12 protein-coding genes are annotated in these 14774 nt (G+C 70.8%); 8 read left to right on the top strand and 4 right to left on the bottom strand.

What is annotated here, in order from left to right:
• Nucleotides 1-48: 48 nt before the first annotated feature.
• Both ACFQS1_RS32640 and ACFQS1_RS32635 read left to right on the top strand, forming a co-directional pair.
• Nucleotides 49-486, top strand: coding sequence for a MarR family winged helix-turn-helix transcriptional regulator (locus ACFQS1_RS32640; protein WP_378975835.1), 438 nt, complete (start codon nucleotides 49-51; stop codon nucleotides 484-486).
• Entirely contained in the window at nucleotides 483-1856 is a 1374-nt protein-coding gene (locus ACFQS1_RS32635; RefSeq protein ID WP_378975833.1) for an MFS transporter, read from the top strand. Before ACFQS1_RS32640 ends, ACFQS1_RS32635 begins: the two co-directional genes overlap by 4 nt.
• On the opposite strand, the gene ACFQS1_RS32630 is transcribed toward ACFQS1_RS32635, so the two are convergent.
• Nucleotides 1846-3216 carry an aldehyde dehydrogenase family protein gene (locus ACFQS1_RS32630; RefSeq protein ID WP_378975831.1) on the bottom strand — a complete coding sequence of 457 codons (1371 nt, stop codon included), beginning with the start codon at nucleotides 3214-3216 and terminating at the stop codon, nucleotides 1846-1848. The genes ACFQS1_RS32635 and ACFQS1_RS32630 overlap by 11 nt on opposite strands.
• Complete coding sequence (locus tag ACFQS1_RS32625; RefSeq protein ID WP_378975829.1) at nucleotides 3213-4088, bottom strand: fumarylacetoacetate hydrolase family protein; 876 nt, start codon at nucleotides 4086-4088, stop codon at nucleotides 3213-3215. The genes ACFQS1_RS32630 and ACFQS1_RS32625 overlap by 4 nt, the downstream gene beginning before the upstream one ends.
• A 125-nt stretch (nucleotides 4089-4213) precedes the next feature.
• On the opposite strand from ACFQS1_RS32625, the gene ACFQS1_RS32620 reads away from it, so the two are divergent.
• The 3 genes from ACFQS1_RS32620 (at nucleotide 4214) to ACFQS1_RS32610 (ending at nucleotide 8647) form a co-directional block, all read left to right on the top strand.
• Complete coding sequence (locus ACFQS1_RS32620) at nucleotides 4214-4984, top strand: IclR family transcriptional regulator (protein ID WP_378975827.1); 771 nt, start codon at nucleotides 4214-4216, stop codon at nucleotides 4982-4984.
• 229 nt (nucleotides 4985-5213) lie between these two features.
• A complete protein-coding gene (locus tag ACFQS1_RS32615; protein ID WP_378975825.1) occupies nucleotides 5214-6650 on the top strand; it encodes an extracellular solute-binding protein in 1437 nt (478 codons plus the stop codon).
• A gap of 26 nt (nucleotides 6651-6676) precedes the next feature.
• Nucleotides 6677-8647, top strand: a complete 1971-nt coding sequence (locus tag ACFQS1_RS32610) for an ABC transporter permease (RefSeq protein ID WP_378975823.1) — start codon at nucleotides 6677-6679, stop codon at nucleotides 8645-8647.
• A gap of 96 nt (nucleotides 8648-8743) precedes the next feature.
• Here ACFQS1_RS32610 and ACFQS1_RS32605 read toward each other — a convergent pair whose 3' ends face one another.
• On the bottom strand, nucleotides 8744-9964 hold the full coding sequence (locus ACFQS1_RS32605) for an MFS transporter (protein WP_378975821.1): 1221 nt from the start codon (nucleotides 9962-9964) through the stop codon (nucleotides 8744-8746).
• A gap of 78 nt (nucleotides 9965-10042) precedes the next feature.
• Nucleotides 10043-11104 (bottom strand): glycoside hydrolase family 11 protein, encoded by a 1062-nt coding sequence (locus ACFQS1_RS32600; protein WP_378975819.1) that lies wholly within the window; start codon nucleotides 11102-11104, stop codon nucleotides 10043-10045.
• Between the two features lie 629 nt (nucleotides 11105-11733).
• Between ACFQS1_RS32600 and ACFQS1_RS32595 the strand changes: the two genes are divergently transcribed.
• The 3 genes from ACFQS1_RS32595 to ACFQS1_RS32585 are packed head-to-tail and all read left to right on the top strand — an operon-like array spanning nucleotide 11734 to nucleotide 14754.
• Complete coding sequence (locus ACFQS1_RS32595) at nucleotides 11734-13461, top strand: ferredoxin reductase family protein (RefSeq protein ID WP_378975817.1); 1728 nt, start codon at nucleotides 11734-11736, stop codon at nucleotides 13459-13461.
• Nucleotides 13462-13492: 31 nt separating this feature from the next.
• Nucleotides 13493-13993 carry an FMN-binding protein gene (locus ACFQS1_RS32590; protein WP_378975815.1) on the top strand — a complete coding sequence of 167 codons (501 nt, stop codon included), beginning with the start codon at nucleotides 13493-13495 and terminating at the stop codon, nucleotides 13991-13993.
• Nucleotides 13994-14025: 32 nt separating this feature from the next.
• Nucleotides 14026-14754 carry an FAD:protein FMN transferase gene (locus tag ACFQS1_RS32585; protein WP_378975885.1) on the top strand — a complete coding sequence of 243 codons (729 nt, stop codon included), beginning with the start codon at nucleotides 14026-14028 and terminating at the stop codon, nucleotides 14752-14754.
• Nucleotides 14755-14774: the final 20 nt, after the last annotated feature.

Here is a 14774-nt window from a genome sequence, read left to right as displayed (position 1 = left end):
GTCAGGCGAAACTTGTCAGTCTGAACTGAAGAGTTCTAGGGTAGGTGTATGACGCAGACACCGCCCTCGGCGATCCGCGCGGCCGGTGAGCTGCGGACGGTGTTCAGCCGCCTGCGCCGCCGCTTCCGCGAGGTCGCCGGCGTGGGCGACCTGACGCCCTCGCAGACCTCGGTGCTCAGCCGGCTCGCCAAGTCTGGCCCGGCCACGGCGACCGAGCTGGCCGCGGCCGAGCGGGTCCGGCCGCAGTCGATGACCGCCACCCTCGCCGCGATCGAGCAGCACGGCTACCTCACACGAACCCCCGACCCGCACGACGGGCGCCGCCAGTTGATCTCGCTGTCCGACGCCGGCGCCGAGTTCGTCGAGGGCACCCGCCGGGTGCGCGAGGAGTGGATCGCGGCGGCGCTCGCCACCGACTTCACCGAGGCGGAGCGGCAGACCATCCTCGCCGCGCTCGTCCTGCTCGACCGGCTGGCGGAGAAGTGACGACGGCGGTCGCCGTCCAGACGTTCGACCGGCGTCTCATCCTGCCGCTCGTCCTCGGGGCGATCCTCAATCCGGTCAACTCGTCGACGCTGGCCGTCGCGCTGGTCCCGATCGGGCTCGCGTTCCACGCCTTGCCCGCCGAGACCGCCTGGCTGGTCTCCGGGCTCTACCTGGCCACGGCGACCGGCCAGCCGGTGGTCGGCCGGCTCGTCGACCGGTACGGCGCCCGCAAGCTCTACCTGGCCGGCGCCGCGCTGGTCGGCGTCGCCGGGGTCGTCGGCGTGCTCGCCCCCTCGCTCGGCGTTCTCGTGCTGGCCCGGGTGCTGCTCGGCTTCGGCACCTGCGCCGGCTATCCGGCGGCGATGTACCTGATCCGCCGCTCCGGCGTCGAGAAGCCCGGCGGCCTGCTCACCGCGCTGAACGTCTCGGCGCAGACCGTCGTGGTGGTCGGCCCGACCCTGGGCGGACTGCTGATCGGGCTGGCCGGCTGGCGGGCGGTGTTCGCGGTGAACATCCCGCTCGCGGTGCTCTGCCTGATCCTCGGCTCGATCCTGTTGCCCCGCGCGCCCCGGCCCGGCGCCCATGTCCGGCTCGATCACCTCGGCATCGGCCTGTTCGCGGGCACGCTCACCGCGCTCATGCTCTACCTGCAGGAGCCGTCGGTCCGGCTGATCTGGCTGCTGCCGCTGGCCGCGGTACTGGCGGGCGGCTTCGTATGGCGCGAGCTGCGATACGCCGATCCCTTCCTCGACGTGCGGGTGTTCGGCGGGAACGGGCCGCTCATCGCCACGTACGTCCGGGCGCTGCTCGCGCAGACCGTGGCGTACGCGTACCTCTACGGCTTCACCCAGTGGCTGGAGGCCGGCCACGGCCTCAGCGCCTCGCACGCCGGCCTGCTGCTGCTCCCGATGTCGCTGGTCGCCGTCGGCGTCTCCACCCTCACCGGCCGGCGGGCGGAGTTCCGCGGCAAGCTGCTGGCCGGCGCGCTCAGCCAGCTCGTCGCCTGCGCCCTGATGCTCGTGCTCGACGCGGGCAGCGCTCTGTGGATCGTGGTGATCATCTCGGTGATCTTCGGGCTGCCGCAGGGCCTGAACAGCCTCGCCAACCAGAACGCGCTGTACTTCCAGGCCGATGCCGACCGGATGGGCGCGTCGGCCGGGCTGCTGCGCACGTTCTCGTACCTCGGCGCGATGGTCTCCTCGGCCGCCACCGGCGCCTTCTTCAAGCACGGCGCCGACACCACGGGCCTGCACGACCTGGCCGCCTTCCTGATCGTGGTGGCCGGTCTGCTTCTGGTCCTGATCCTCGCCGACCCCTCGCTGCGCCACCTCGGCGCACCCACCCCGAAAGGCATCGCGGCTACGGGGTGAGCGTGACCGTGACCGTCCGCGTGTAGAAATCGCGGGCCGCGGTGCCCTGCTCGCGCGGGCCGTAGCTGGACTCCTTCTCGCCGCCGAACGGGGCGTGGAAGTCGACACCGCTGGTCGGGGCGTTGACCTTCACCATGCCGACGTCCAACTGGCCGGACAGGGTCAACGCCGCCCCGAGGCTGCGCGTGTACACGGCCGCGACCAGGCCGTGCCGCACCTCGTTGGCCACCCGCACGGCGTCGTCCGCGGATTCGGCCGGCAGCACCAGGCACACCGGCCCGAAGTACTCCTCGCTGCGCAGGTCGTTGCCGGGCGGCACGTCCGCCAGCAGCGTCGGGGACTGGAACCACCCGTCGCGGTCGGGCTGCCGGGCGCCGGTCAGCAGGCGCGCGCCGCCCTCGGTGGCGCGCCGCACCGCTTCGCGGATCGCGTCGCGCGGCCGCGACTCGATCAGCGGGCCGACCACCGTGGCCGGATCCGCCGGGTCGCCCACCGGCAGCGCGTCGACGGCCGCGGCCAGCCGCTCGGCGAACGGCGCGGGATCGCCGACCACGATCACCCGGCTGGTGGCGGTGCATTTCTGCCCGGCGTAGCCCATCGCCGCCGCGGCGATCGCCGTCGCGGCCGCCTCGTGGTCGGCGTCCGGCAGCACGATGGCGGCGTTCTGGCCGCCCATCTCGCACTGCACCGGGATGCCGCGTCCGACCGCCCGCCGGGCGACCGCCTGCCCGGCGGCCACCGAGCCGGTGAACGACACGGCGTCGGTCGTGTCGACGATCGCCTCGCCGGTCCGGCCGAGGCCGGTCAGCACGGTCAGGACGCCGGGCGGGAGCGCGCCGGCGAACAGCTCGGCCAGCCGGATCGCCACCGCGGACGACTGCGGCGCGGGCTTGAGCAGGACGGTGTTGCCGAACGCGAGGGCCGGCGCGGCCTTCCAGAGCGGTATCGCCACCGGGAAGTTCCACGGCGTGATCAGCCCGACGACGCCGTGCGGGCGACGCCGGGTGTGCAGCAGCGACACCGCGTCGGCCGGCGGATAGACCTCGCCGTCGGGAAGCAGGGCCTGCTGCGCGAAGTAGCGCAGGATCGCCACCCCGCGGCCGATCTCGGCGCCCGCCTCGGCGACCGGCTTGCCGACCTCGCGGACCACCAGATCGGTCAGCTCGCCGGTCGCGGCCGCGAGCGCCTCGGCGCAGGCGTGCAGGGCGGCCGCCCGCGCGTGCGCCGGCCCGCGGGCCCAGCTGGCGGCCGCCGCCCTGGCCGCGCCGGCCGCCGCCGCCACGTCCTCCGGCGAGGTGTCGGGAACGCGGACGACGATGTCCGACGGCGCCTGCGGGGAGTGGCTCTCGATCGTGGTCATTCTGCTTCCTTTTCCTTCCCACCGGTGGCATCGCCGATCGCGATGACGGGATTGGTCAGCGTCCCGAGCGCCGCGGACGTGATCTCGATCGTGTCGCCGGGGCACGCCGTGAAGTCGGCGTCCGGCACGACGCCGGTGCCGGTCAGCAGCACCACGCCGGCCGGAAAGCTGAGCGCCCGGAACAACCAGGCGGCCAGGTCCGCGAAGCTGCGGGCCATCGCCGAGGTCGAGGTCGTCCCGGCGTACGCCTCCCGGCCCGCCCGCAGCACCCGCAGCCCGATCGCGAACGGACCCGGGCCGGCCACCCAGCTCGGCACGATCGCCGGCCCGATCGCGCAGGAGCGGTCGTAGATCTTCGCCTGCGGCAGGTAGAGCGGGTTCTCGCCCTCGATCGACCGGCTGCTCATGTCGTTGGCCAGGGTGTAGCCGAAGACTTCCCCGGCCGCGTTGAGCACCAGGCCGACCTCGGCCTCGGGCACGTCCCAGCCGGAATCGGCGCGGACGCCGACGGCGTCGCGGTCGCCCACGACCCGCCACGGGCTGGACTTGAAGAAGATCTCGGGGCGGTCGTTGTCGTAGACATGGTCGTAGAGCGAACCGTGCCCGGACTCCTCCTTCCGCCCGTCACGGCTGCGCAGGTACGTCACCCCCGCCGCCCACACCTCCTGCCGGTCGAGGGGTGGAAGCACCTCCGCGCCGGGCCGCTCGCCGCCGGCTTCGCGGGCGGCCGCCTCGACCACCGCCCGGGCCTGGTCGAGCGGTACGGCGAGCAGGTCGGCGAGAGAGCCGTCGAGCTCGCCCCATGCGCCGTCCTGGCACACCGCCCAGCGTGCCGCGTTGCCGGCCCGCAGGCGGTGAAGGGAGATCGGCATTTGACCATCCTAAGTCTGGGAAACGTGGCTGTTTCTGATGCGCCGAGACCGCCGCTACCCTGTTCGGGTGCTGGTCCGTGTGGAGATCGCCGACACGGCCCGGCATTTCGAAGGGACTTATCGACATGCCTCGTGTGGTACCGGCGGTCATCCGCGCGCTCGACATCCTCGAGCTGTTTCTCGACCGCCCTCAGCTTTCGGCCCGCGAGGTGGCGGAGCGGCTGGACCTGCCCCGCACCACCGTGCACGAGCTGCTGGTCACGCTCGTGGCCCGCTCGTACCTGATCTCGGTGCCGGGCCAGCCCGTGCAGTATCGGCTCGGCATGCCGTTGTTCCTGCTCGGTGCGGCGTTCGCCGGCCGGCTCGACCTGGTCCGCGAGGCGCAGAGCGTCGCGCGGGACGTGGCCGCCGCGTGTGACGAGGCGGTCCACGTGGCCGTGCTCGACGGCGCCGACGTCGTCTACCTCGTCAAGGTCGACAGCACGCACCCGGTCCGGATGGTCTCCGGGGTCGGGCTGCGGCTGCCGGCCCACTGCACGGCGGTCGGCAAGGTCCTGCTGGCCAGCCTCGATCCGGAGAGCCTGGACGCCGTCCTGACCAAGGATCCGCTGCCCGGCATGACGCCGGAGAGCATCACCGACCCGGACACCTTGCGGGCCCAGCTCGACGAGGCGCGGGCCGAGGGCGTCGCCGTGGACGTCGGTGAGTCGGACAGCGCCATGCGCTGCGTCGCCGCGGCGATCCGCGACCACTCCGGCGCGACCATCGCCGCCATGAGTGTCTCGGCGCCGATCATCCGCTGGACGCCGCGGGCGCAGGTGGAGTGGGCCAAGCTGGTTCGCGACGGCGCGGCCACGCTGTCCACGCGCATGGGGTATTCCGCGCAGCCCCACTAGCCGTCTTCCGGTCGGCGGCCGGCCACCGCATTGAAGCATTGACACCTCTCACGGTGGTCCTCTACCGTCGCGTCCACGCATCATACGATATCTCGAACGTCGTTCGAAATATCGAACGTTCTAGGTGCCAACGCGCGACATCTCGTGATGGGCCCCGCTCCCGGCCGGGGCGCATGAACCGAACTCAACTTTCCCGACGGTTTACGGCGACGAGGGACGAAGGTGGCGGATGGCTATGAAGGAAAACCCGTTGTGGTCCCGGCGCGAGTTTCTGGGGATGGGGGTGGGTGTGCTCGGCGCGGCCGGTCTGGCCGCGTGCGGAGGCACCTCGGATTCGCCCCCCAAGGCACAGGCGGAGGTACCGCAGGAGCTGGTCGACGCGGCGTCGTCGATGAAGGGCTCGGCGATGGGGGTGCTGTCGCAGAAGCTGTACTCGACGGCGGCCAACGAACAGCTCGACGGATCGATCAAGAAGTTCGCCGACGCCACCGGGACGAAGATCGAGAACAGCCTGGTCCAGGCGGACGCCGGTGACGTGGTTGCCAAGATCGACGCCGAGGTCAAGGGTGGGGTGGCGCGCGACCTCGCGTTCATGACCGACTCGCGGTTCGTCGCGCAGTTCCATTCGCTCGGCGATCTGGAGGACGTGACGGACGTGGTCACCGCGCTGACCGCGAAGTACGGCGAGCCCTGCGCCGAGGCCAAGAACTTCTGTGTCTTCGACGGCAAGTGGTACGCGATCCCGTATCACTTCATCGGCATCGGATCGTTCCTGCGCAAGGACTGGATGCAGGAGAAGGGGATCGCGCCCAAGGACGTCTACACCTGGGCGGAGCTGCGGGACATGTGCCTGGAGATCTCCGATCCGGGCAAGCGGCGGTTCGGCTGGGGCATGACGGTGAACCGGTCCGGTGACGGCAACGGCATGATCGAGGCGCTGATCAACTCGTACGGCGGGGCGATCGCCACCAACGACGGCAAGAAGGTCACCTTCGACTCACCCGAGACGGTGCAGGCGGTGACGTTCCTGGGCGACATCTACACCAATCCCAAGTACAAGCCGATGTTGCCGCCCGGCGTCGCCAGCTGGACCGACACCAGCAACAACGAGAACTGGCTGGCCGGCATCCTCGGCTACACCCGCAACAGCTTCAGCGTCTACGCCGACTCGAAGACCAAGAAGAACCCGGTCTACCCCAACACCCATGTCTTCTCCGACTGCATCGGGCCGGCGACCGACAAGTCGCTGCTGCTCGGCCAGTCCCAGGGTTTCGTCGTCTTCAAGGGCGCCAAGAACCCGGGACTCGCCAAGCTCCTGGCGCAATACCTGGTCAGCGCGCCGGCGCTGGTCGGGGTGGCGAAGGAAGCACCCGGCCTGGTGATGCCGGCCTGGGAGAAGGTCTGGGACGCCGACCCGTACTTCACCACCGGCGACCCGGCGTTCGGGATGGTGCGCACCCTGTCCCAGCAGCCGTTGCCGCTGTCCACCAAGAACGGCCTGACCTTCCCGCAGAAGGCCAGCGCCGGCCAGCAGGCCGTCGTCGCGGCGTACGTCCTGACCGACATGATGCAGCAGGTCGTGCAGGGAACGGCGCCCGCGCAGGCGGTCAAGGCGGCGCACGCGAAGATGGTGCAGATCTTCGCTCAGCAGGGGCTGCCGCAGTGAGATCGGTCCGACAGGCGCCGGCCCCGGTGACGCGAGCTTCCGCGCCGCCGGGGCCCGGCTCCCTCACCAGGACCCAGCGGCGGCTCGGTCGTGACTGGCGGCTGGCGGCGCTGTTCCTGGCGCCGACGGCGCTGCTGGTCGGCGCGCTCGTGCTCGTGCCGATCATCAAGTCGATCATCACCAGCACCACCGAGCGGCACGGCCAGGAGAGCGTGTTCGTCGGCCTGGACAACTACATCGCCCTGGTCGGCGACGAGCAGTTCCGCACCGGCGTGGTGAACTCCTTCGTCTTCACCGCGTACGCCGAGGTGTTCAAGGTGGTGCTCGGCCTGGCCGCGGCGCTGCTGCTGCACCACCGGCGCCGCGGCCGGGCGCTGATCACCGGGCTTCTGCTGATGCCGTGGGTGGTGCCCACGGTGGTGACGGCGTTCAGCTGGCGCTCGCTGCTCGACCCCATCTTCGGCAGCGTCAACGCGCTGCTCACCGCCTCGGGGATCGGGCCGCTGCTGGCCTCCGCGCATCTGGTCGACAGCTGGCCCGCGGGCTGGCTCTCCGACGCGTCGCTGGCCATGCCGTCGGTGATCCTGGTCAACGTGTGGAAGGGGGTGCCGTTCTTCACCGTCTGTTTCCTGGCGGGGCTGAAAGCGATACCGGCTGATCAGTACGAGGCGGCGACCATCGACGGCGCCTCGGCGTGGCAGCGCTTCGTCCACGTGACGCTGCCCGGACTGCGCCACGTGATCACCGTGACGGTGACCCTGTCGTCGATCTGGACGTTCAACAACTTCGACCTCATCTGGCTGCTGACCCAGGGCGGCCCGGGCGACGTGACCGCGCCGTACGTGCTGGTCGCGTACTCCAAGGCGATCCTGCAGCTGCAGTACGGCGCCGGGGCGGCGGTCACGCTGGTCATGCTGCCGGTCATCGCCGCGCTGGTGTTCTTCCTGGTCCGGCAGTTGCGCACGGACGGCGGAAACGGGCCGCCCCGATGGACCGGCCCGCTTCGGCGGGCGCTGCCGTGGGTGGTCGCCGCGGTCGTCGCCGGCCTGCTGGCCTGGGCGTCGCCGCACATCTTCTGGAAGGCGGCGGTGGTCCTCGGGGTGATCCTGCTGATCGCCGCGGCGGTCGGCCGGGTGGTCTCGGGGTTGCAGGCCCGGGGCGGCCGGCGCGCGTCGTTGCTGGTGTCCCGCCTCGGGTCCGGTGTCGCGCTGGCCGGGCTGCTCGTCTTCGTGCTGGGCCCGCTGTACTGGATCGCGGTCACGGCCTTCAAATCCGAAAGCCAGGTCGTCACCCGCGAGCACGACTTGTGGCCGACCCCGTGGACCATGGAGCAGTTCAGCGCCCTGTTCACCAATCAGCCGTTCGGCCGCTGGTATCTCAACACCGTGCTGGTGTCCGCCGCCTCGACCGCGGTGGCGCTGATCTGCGCGGTCCTGGGCGGTTACGCGCTGGCCCGGCTGCGGTTCCGCGGCGCGCAGGGCTTCACGGTCACGGTGCTGCTCACCTACGTGATGCCGGGCGCGCTGCTGTTCATCCCGCTGTACCAGCTGCTCATCGGGGTGCGGCTGACCGACTCGATGTGGTCGCTGGTGCTGACGTACCCGACGTTCACGCTGCCGTTCGCCACCTGGCTGCTGTCGGGGTACTTCGCGTCGATCCCCGCCGAGCTGGAGGAGGCCGCGCTGGTCGACGGTTGCACCCGGGTCCAGGCCTTCCGCCGGGTGGTGCTGCCGCTCGCCAAGCCGGGACTGCTGGCGGTGGCGCTCTTCACGCTGACCAACGCGTGGAACGAGTTCCTCTTTGCCTTCGTGTTCATCACCAAGGACGAGTACAAGACGCTCCCGGTCGGCATGCAGTCGATGATCGCCGGGGACGTCGTGCCGCAGGGCCAGCTCGCCGCCGCGTCGCTGCTCGTCAGCATCCCGGTGGTGGTCATGTACGCCTTCGGGCAGCGCTTCCTGACCGAGGGACTCACCGCGGGCGCGGTGAAGGGCTGACCGACCGATTCGTGTCTGTGTGGCTTCGCCGGCTCAGGGACGGCCGGCGAACCCGGTGGCGGCGGGACGGCGATTCGGCTCGGTGGCTTCGCCGGCTCAGGGGCGGGCGGCGGAGCCGGTGGTCGCGGGGGACGGCGATTCGGGGAGGGGGCCGAGTCGCCGGGCCATCGGCCACCAGATCGCGTGCTGGAGCAGCGACAGCGCCAGCGTGAACGGCAGCAGGGTCCATACCCCCGCGCCCTCGGCGATCGCGCCGGCCAGCCAGGGGAACAACGAGCCGCCGACCACCGATCCCGCGTTCATGAGGCCGATCGAGCTGGGTACCAGCCGAGCGGTGCTGAGCCGGGGGGCCAGCGCCATCGCGGTGGGGAAGATCGGCCCGAGAAAGAAGCCCAGCAGGACCAGGCCCGCCGTGGCGGCGGCGGTGCCGGGCAGGGCCCAGGTCAGCGCGGTGACGACGGTGACGCCGGCGATGCAGATGGTCATCAGGCCGGCCGCGGTGAACCCGAGCCGGGTGACGATCGGGCTGAGCAGGAACCGGCCCGCGGTGAGCCCGAGCCAGTAACCGCTGACCGCGTATCCGGCGAGCACCTCGGCCTGGCCCCGCCCGTCGACCAGGTAGCCGAACGCCCAGTTGCCCACGCCCAGCTCGAGTCCCACGTAGACGGCGAGCAGCGCGGCGCCGAGCAGGACGCCGGCCTGCCGTGCAGCGAGGCGAGCCAGGCCGCGCGCGGCCGCCGACTCCGGCTGCGCGGCGGCGGGGGAGGGGTCGGTACGCGGGAAGACGATCAGGAAGCCGGCCGTGAGCGGGACCGCCACCGCCGCGAGCACCAGCATCACCGTCGGCCAGGAGGAGAGGGCCACGATCCAGGCCGCCAGCGGCGGGCCGAGCAGGGCCCCGACGCCGAAGAACCCGTGCAGCCGGTTGAGCAGCGTGGTCGCGTTCGGCAGGCCGGACAGGTACGCGTTGAGCACCGACTCCAGCACGCCCACCGCGTAGCCGGACGCGATCTGCAGCACGACGAAGGCCGCGAACGCCGGTCGGGTGCCCGCGTAGAGCGCGGTCAGCACGTACGCGACGCCGCCGGTCGCCATCGCGATCCGGATGCCGAATCGGTGGATCAGGGCGCCGGCGGTGACCCCGGCCAGGACGAACCCGGCCGAGCTGGCGAAGAAGGTGAGGCCCAGGGTGGACCGGGAGACCGCGTAGTCGTCGATCTGCGCGGCCAGCAACACCCCGTTGACGCCGGCATTCACCCCGACCAGGACGAAGGCCACGTACGCCAGGGCGACCGGCGCTTTACCAGGTTGTCGCATTACAGGTCCCGCCGAGAAGGGTGCGGCGCGGCGGCCGAAGCCGCCGCGCCACAGGTTGAGTTGACGGATCCGCGGAGGTCAGCCCGCGCTGCAGGAGACCGACGGCCACGTCCAGTTGCCGTTGGCCATGATCGTGACACCGAAGTTGTTGCCGTTGCCGTTCGGCTTGGCGACCATCTGGTACTGGCTGGGCCAGGTGGCGCTGGTGTTCCAGGTGGAGCTCACGACCGCCGGGGCGGCCATGTTCATCGTCACGGTCCAGTTGTTCGAGCCGGAGACCGCCACGTTGAGGTTGTACCGGTCGCCCCACTTCTGCCCGGCCGAGAGGGTCGCGGTGCAGCCGCCGCCCCCGCCGCCGTTGTTGCCGCCGCCGCCGTTGTTGCCGCCGCCACCGTTGTTGCCGCCGCCGCCGTTGTCCCCGCCGCCGCCGGAGCCCTCGCTCACGGTGATGTTGGAGCTGACGTTGCTCTGGTAGCCCTCGGTCGCCATGATCTGGTAGTTCGGGCTACCCAGCTGCAAGCCGGCCTGCCGCCAGGCGTTGAAGTGGTTGCCCACGTTGATCGTGCCGCCGGTGCGGTGCTGCTGGCGGACGCTCCAGTACTGGTAGAACGTGGCCGTGCCCTGGATGGACGGCTGGTTGACCCGCTGGGTGCGGTACAGGTCGTAGGTGCTGCCGTCGGTGGTCACCGAGCCCAGCCGGGTGGCGCCGCTGCTCGGGTTGTAGTTGCCGAAGTTCTCGACGATGTAGTACTCCACCAGCGGGTTGGTCATCCAGCCGTACAGGGCCAGATAACAGTTGCCACCGCAGTTGAAGGAGCCCGAGTAGTTGATCGTGTGGCTGGTGGAGCCCGGGTTCCAGCCCTTGCCGACGACCGAGTTGTTGATGCTGTTCATCGAGACGCTGTAGCTGCCGCCCGCGCCCAGATTCATGGTGACGTTGCCGTTGTCTTTCCAGTACGAGTAGAAGTACCCGTTGTGCGTGCCGGTCGAGTTCGAGGTGATCGTGCGATCGGCCTCGGCGTGGGCGGCGTTGGCGACGGCCACCGACGCCACGACCATCGCCAGGGTGCTGGCCAGGCCGAGGAACATCCGCGTGCCGCGGCGCCGGCGACCGGCCGGTCGAGCTGACGTGTCGTTCATGCTGCGTCCCTTTCGGAAGGACTGTGAGGACGGGTCGGCAGCTCGGCCTGCCCGGCGGAGCCGGACACCTGGGTGACGGCGGGGCGCGTCGGCGTCGCACCAGGTGCGGATTCGCTGGGCGTGTCGATCGATCGGCCGGGGGCAGCCGGATCGTGGTGGGCGATCCGATCGACGTGAGTCGAACTACCGGTGGCGACATCATGTGCTGGAGACCACTCTTGTGTCAACAATTACCGGAAGTTCTCGGAAGTTTCTCTTCCGGCCGGTGCCCGAAAGGCCCTTTGTGTAGGCGTCCTCCGCTGCCAGTTCCGACTTCCGCGAGGACCACCCATCGTGACAAAATTGGTGGTTGGAGCCGGTGACGGATCCTCGAATCCCGAAACTTCCGGAGATCGGGCGAGGGTTTCGGCGTGGTCGCCGGCATGATCAGCCGCGCGCCGCGCGCGGCGCGACCGTACCGGGGAGGGGGCGCCGGATAATTTCCGGATCCGGTTGAGCGATGTTCGCGACGGCTGCGTATCTCCTCCCGACGGCTCCCCGAGACCGGGTCGTCACGCCGGCCGCAGGGGGTGGCCGGCGCCGCGGGACGATGGCTGGACGGGTGAAGGACGATGGCGCAAGGACCGCCGATGTTCCAGACCTCTCGTGATCAGCGCTATGCGCCGGGCGAGGAGGACGCGGAGTTCTTCGCGTCGCTGCGTCCCTCGAGCGGGGAGTTTCCCCAGTACGAGGAGAACCAGTACGAGGAGAAGTCGCCGGTCGAGCAGCATGCCCGGTACGAGGAGTCGCGCCACGCCGCGCGCATGCCGGAGCCGATCGACCCGTGGAGCGACGACCCCGACTACCGGGCCGGGGACGTCCGCGAGGTCCCGGAGATCGACGACCGGCGGCCGCCGACCTGGGATTCCTACCTCAACGACGAGGACCAGGACCCGTACCGGCGCAGTGACATTCTGGTCGAGTCGCAGACCGACCCCACGGGCTGGAAGGCGACCGGCCCGGCGCAGCCGCCCATCCCCGACGACCGCCCGCCGGCCGAGGCGGTCAGCGGCAACCGCCTGCTCACCGTCCTGCTGTTCTTCTCCGGCCTGGCCACCAGCGTCTCGCTCTGGCTCTTCGACACCCAGGCCGGCACGGTCAACGACACCGCGTCCCTGATGCTCGCGGCCGGCCGGATCACCGGTCTGGTCGGCGGCTATCTCCTGTTCATCCAGCTGCTCATGATGAGCCGGGTGTCCTGGCTCGAGGAGTGGGTCGGCGCCCGCGACCTGCTCCGCTGGCACCGCTGGCTGGGCACCACCCTGGTGGTGTCGGTGCTCGCCCACATCGTCTTCATCGCGTACGGGTACGCGCTCACCGGCGAGACCGGCGTCGTCGACCAGGCGTGGACGATCGTCACCACCTTCCCCGACATGCTCAAGGCGATCGCGGCGACGGTGATCCTCGTGGTGATCAGCCTGCTCTCGATCCGGGCGGCGCGGGCCAAGCTCCCGTACGAGCTCTGGCACCTGATCCACCTCACCGGCTACCTGGTGCTCCTGCTCGGGTACGGCCACCAGGTCGCCGCCGGCGCCGACCTGAGCGGCCGGTTCGCCTCGGTGTTCTGGCCGGCGCTGACCGCGCTGGTGATCTCGGCGCTGGTCTGGGGGCGGCTGGTCGAGCCGCTCTGGCTGAACATCCGGCACAAGTTCGAGGTGGCCGAGGTGGTGGCCGAGGGCGCCACCAACACGTTCTCGATCTACATCGACGGCAAGAACCTGCAGAAGCTGCCGGCCCAGGCCGGGCAGTTCATGCGGTGGCGCTTCCTGACCCGCAACGGGTGGTGGCAGTCGCATCCGTTCTCGCTGTCGGCGGCGCCGAACTCCGAGTGGCTGCGGCTGACGGTCACCGCGGTGGGCGGGCACACGCAGCGGCTGGGGCAGATGAAGCCGGGGACGCCGGTGTGGGCCGAGGGGCCGTTCGGGGTGTTCACGGCCCAGCGGCGTACGCGTCGTCGTGCTCTTCTGATCGCGGGCGGCAGCGGCATCGCGCCGATCCGGGCCCTGCTCGAGGACATGCCGCCGGACACCATCGTGATCTATCGGGCGTCGCGGCCGGACGAGCTGGTGTTCCGGGGCGAGCTCGAGGAACTGGCGGAGCGGCGGGACGCGTGGGTGCGCTACATCGTCGGGTCGCGCACCGATCCCGGGCCGCGGCGCCTGTTCACCCCCAACGGGCTGCTCGGTCTGGTGCCGGACGTCTCCCGCCGGGACGTGTACCTGTGCGGGCCGCCCGGGCTGGTCGAGGCGGCCGTCGCGACGCTTCGGGAGCTCGATGTCCCCGACAGCCAACTGCACCTGGACCCGTTCGAGTTCTGATTTCTCGGACATTTCGGATTTCGGAGGAATGATGCGACGCAGTACCGCAGCCGCGGTCGGGACGCTGACCGGCGCCGCCCTCATCGTGGGGGTGCGTCTCAGCGTTCAGCCGCCGGCGCCGCCCGCCGCCGCACCGTCCCAGGTCAACCTGGTCGACAATCCATCGACGCCGAAGCCCACCGCCACGGGCGCCGCCTCGAAGAAGCCGTCGAACGCCGGCGCGAAGAAGCCGGCCGAGAAGAAGGGCGCCTTCAAGGACGGCGTCTTCAAGGGCAAGGCGGTCAAGAACATCTACGGCACCATCCAGGTCTCCATCAAGGTCGACGAAGGAAAGATCACCGCGGCCGAGGCGACCTATCCGCTCACCGGCAACAGCGCGACGATCAACCCGCCCGCGATCGCCGCGCTCAAGCAGGAGACGCTGAAGGTGGAGAACGCCGGCGACAACGTCGACGCGGTCTCCGGGGCCACCTACACCAGCCAGTCGTACCAGCAGTCGCTGCAATCGGCGTTGGACTCCGCCAAGGCGTAGGGTCACCGTTCGTGCGCCACGTCGAGCAGGTCATGGGTACGGCGATCAGCATCGAGCTCGCCGACGAGCGTTCCCCGGCCGAGCTGGCGGCCCTGGTCGGCGAGGCGTGCGACTGGTTCCATCTCGTCGACGCGCGCTTCTCCACGTACCAGGCGGCGAGCGAGGTCAGCCGGCTGCGCCGCGGCGAGATCACGGCGGCCGACTGCTCGGCCGACCTCCGGCACGTGCTGGACGCCTGCGCCGATCTCTGGCGGGACACCGACGGCTATTTCGACGCGTACGCCGGCGGCCTGCTCGACCCCTCGGGGTACGTGAAGGGCTGGTCGGTCGAGGTGGCGTCCACCCGGCTGTTCGAGGCCGGGTCGGTCAACCACTACATCAACGCCGGCGGCGACATCCGGATGCGCGGCCACCACCCCGACGGCGGGCCGTGGCGGGTCGGGATCCGGCACCCGTGGGAGGCCGGCAAGGTCAGCTGGGTGCTGGCGCTGGGCGACGGGGCGATCGCCACCTCGGGCACCTACGAGCGCGGCGATCACGTGATCAACCCGCGTACCGGTGAGCCGGCCCGCGGCCTGCGGTCGGTGACGGTGGTCGGGCCCGATCTGGCGCTGGCCGACGCGTACGCGACGGCGGCGCTCGCCATGGGCGAGCCCGGCCTGACCTGGCTGGCGAAGCTCGCCACCGACGGGTACGAGTCGGCCGTCGTGACCGACGACGGCCGGGCGTTCAGCTCGGCCGGCCTGCCCGCCGCCGTCTAGCTTTCCGGCCGCTCGCCGGA

Origin of the sequence: Paractinoplanes rhizophilus, from assembly GCF_042664765.1 — a bacterium.
In the GTDB taxonomy this organism is placed as follows: Bacteria; Actinomycetota; Actinomycetes; order Mycobacteriales; family Micromonosporaceae; genus Actinoplanes; species Actinoplanes rhizophilus.
This window is presented reverse-complemented; position numbering and strand designations above follow the sequence as displayed.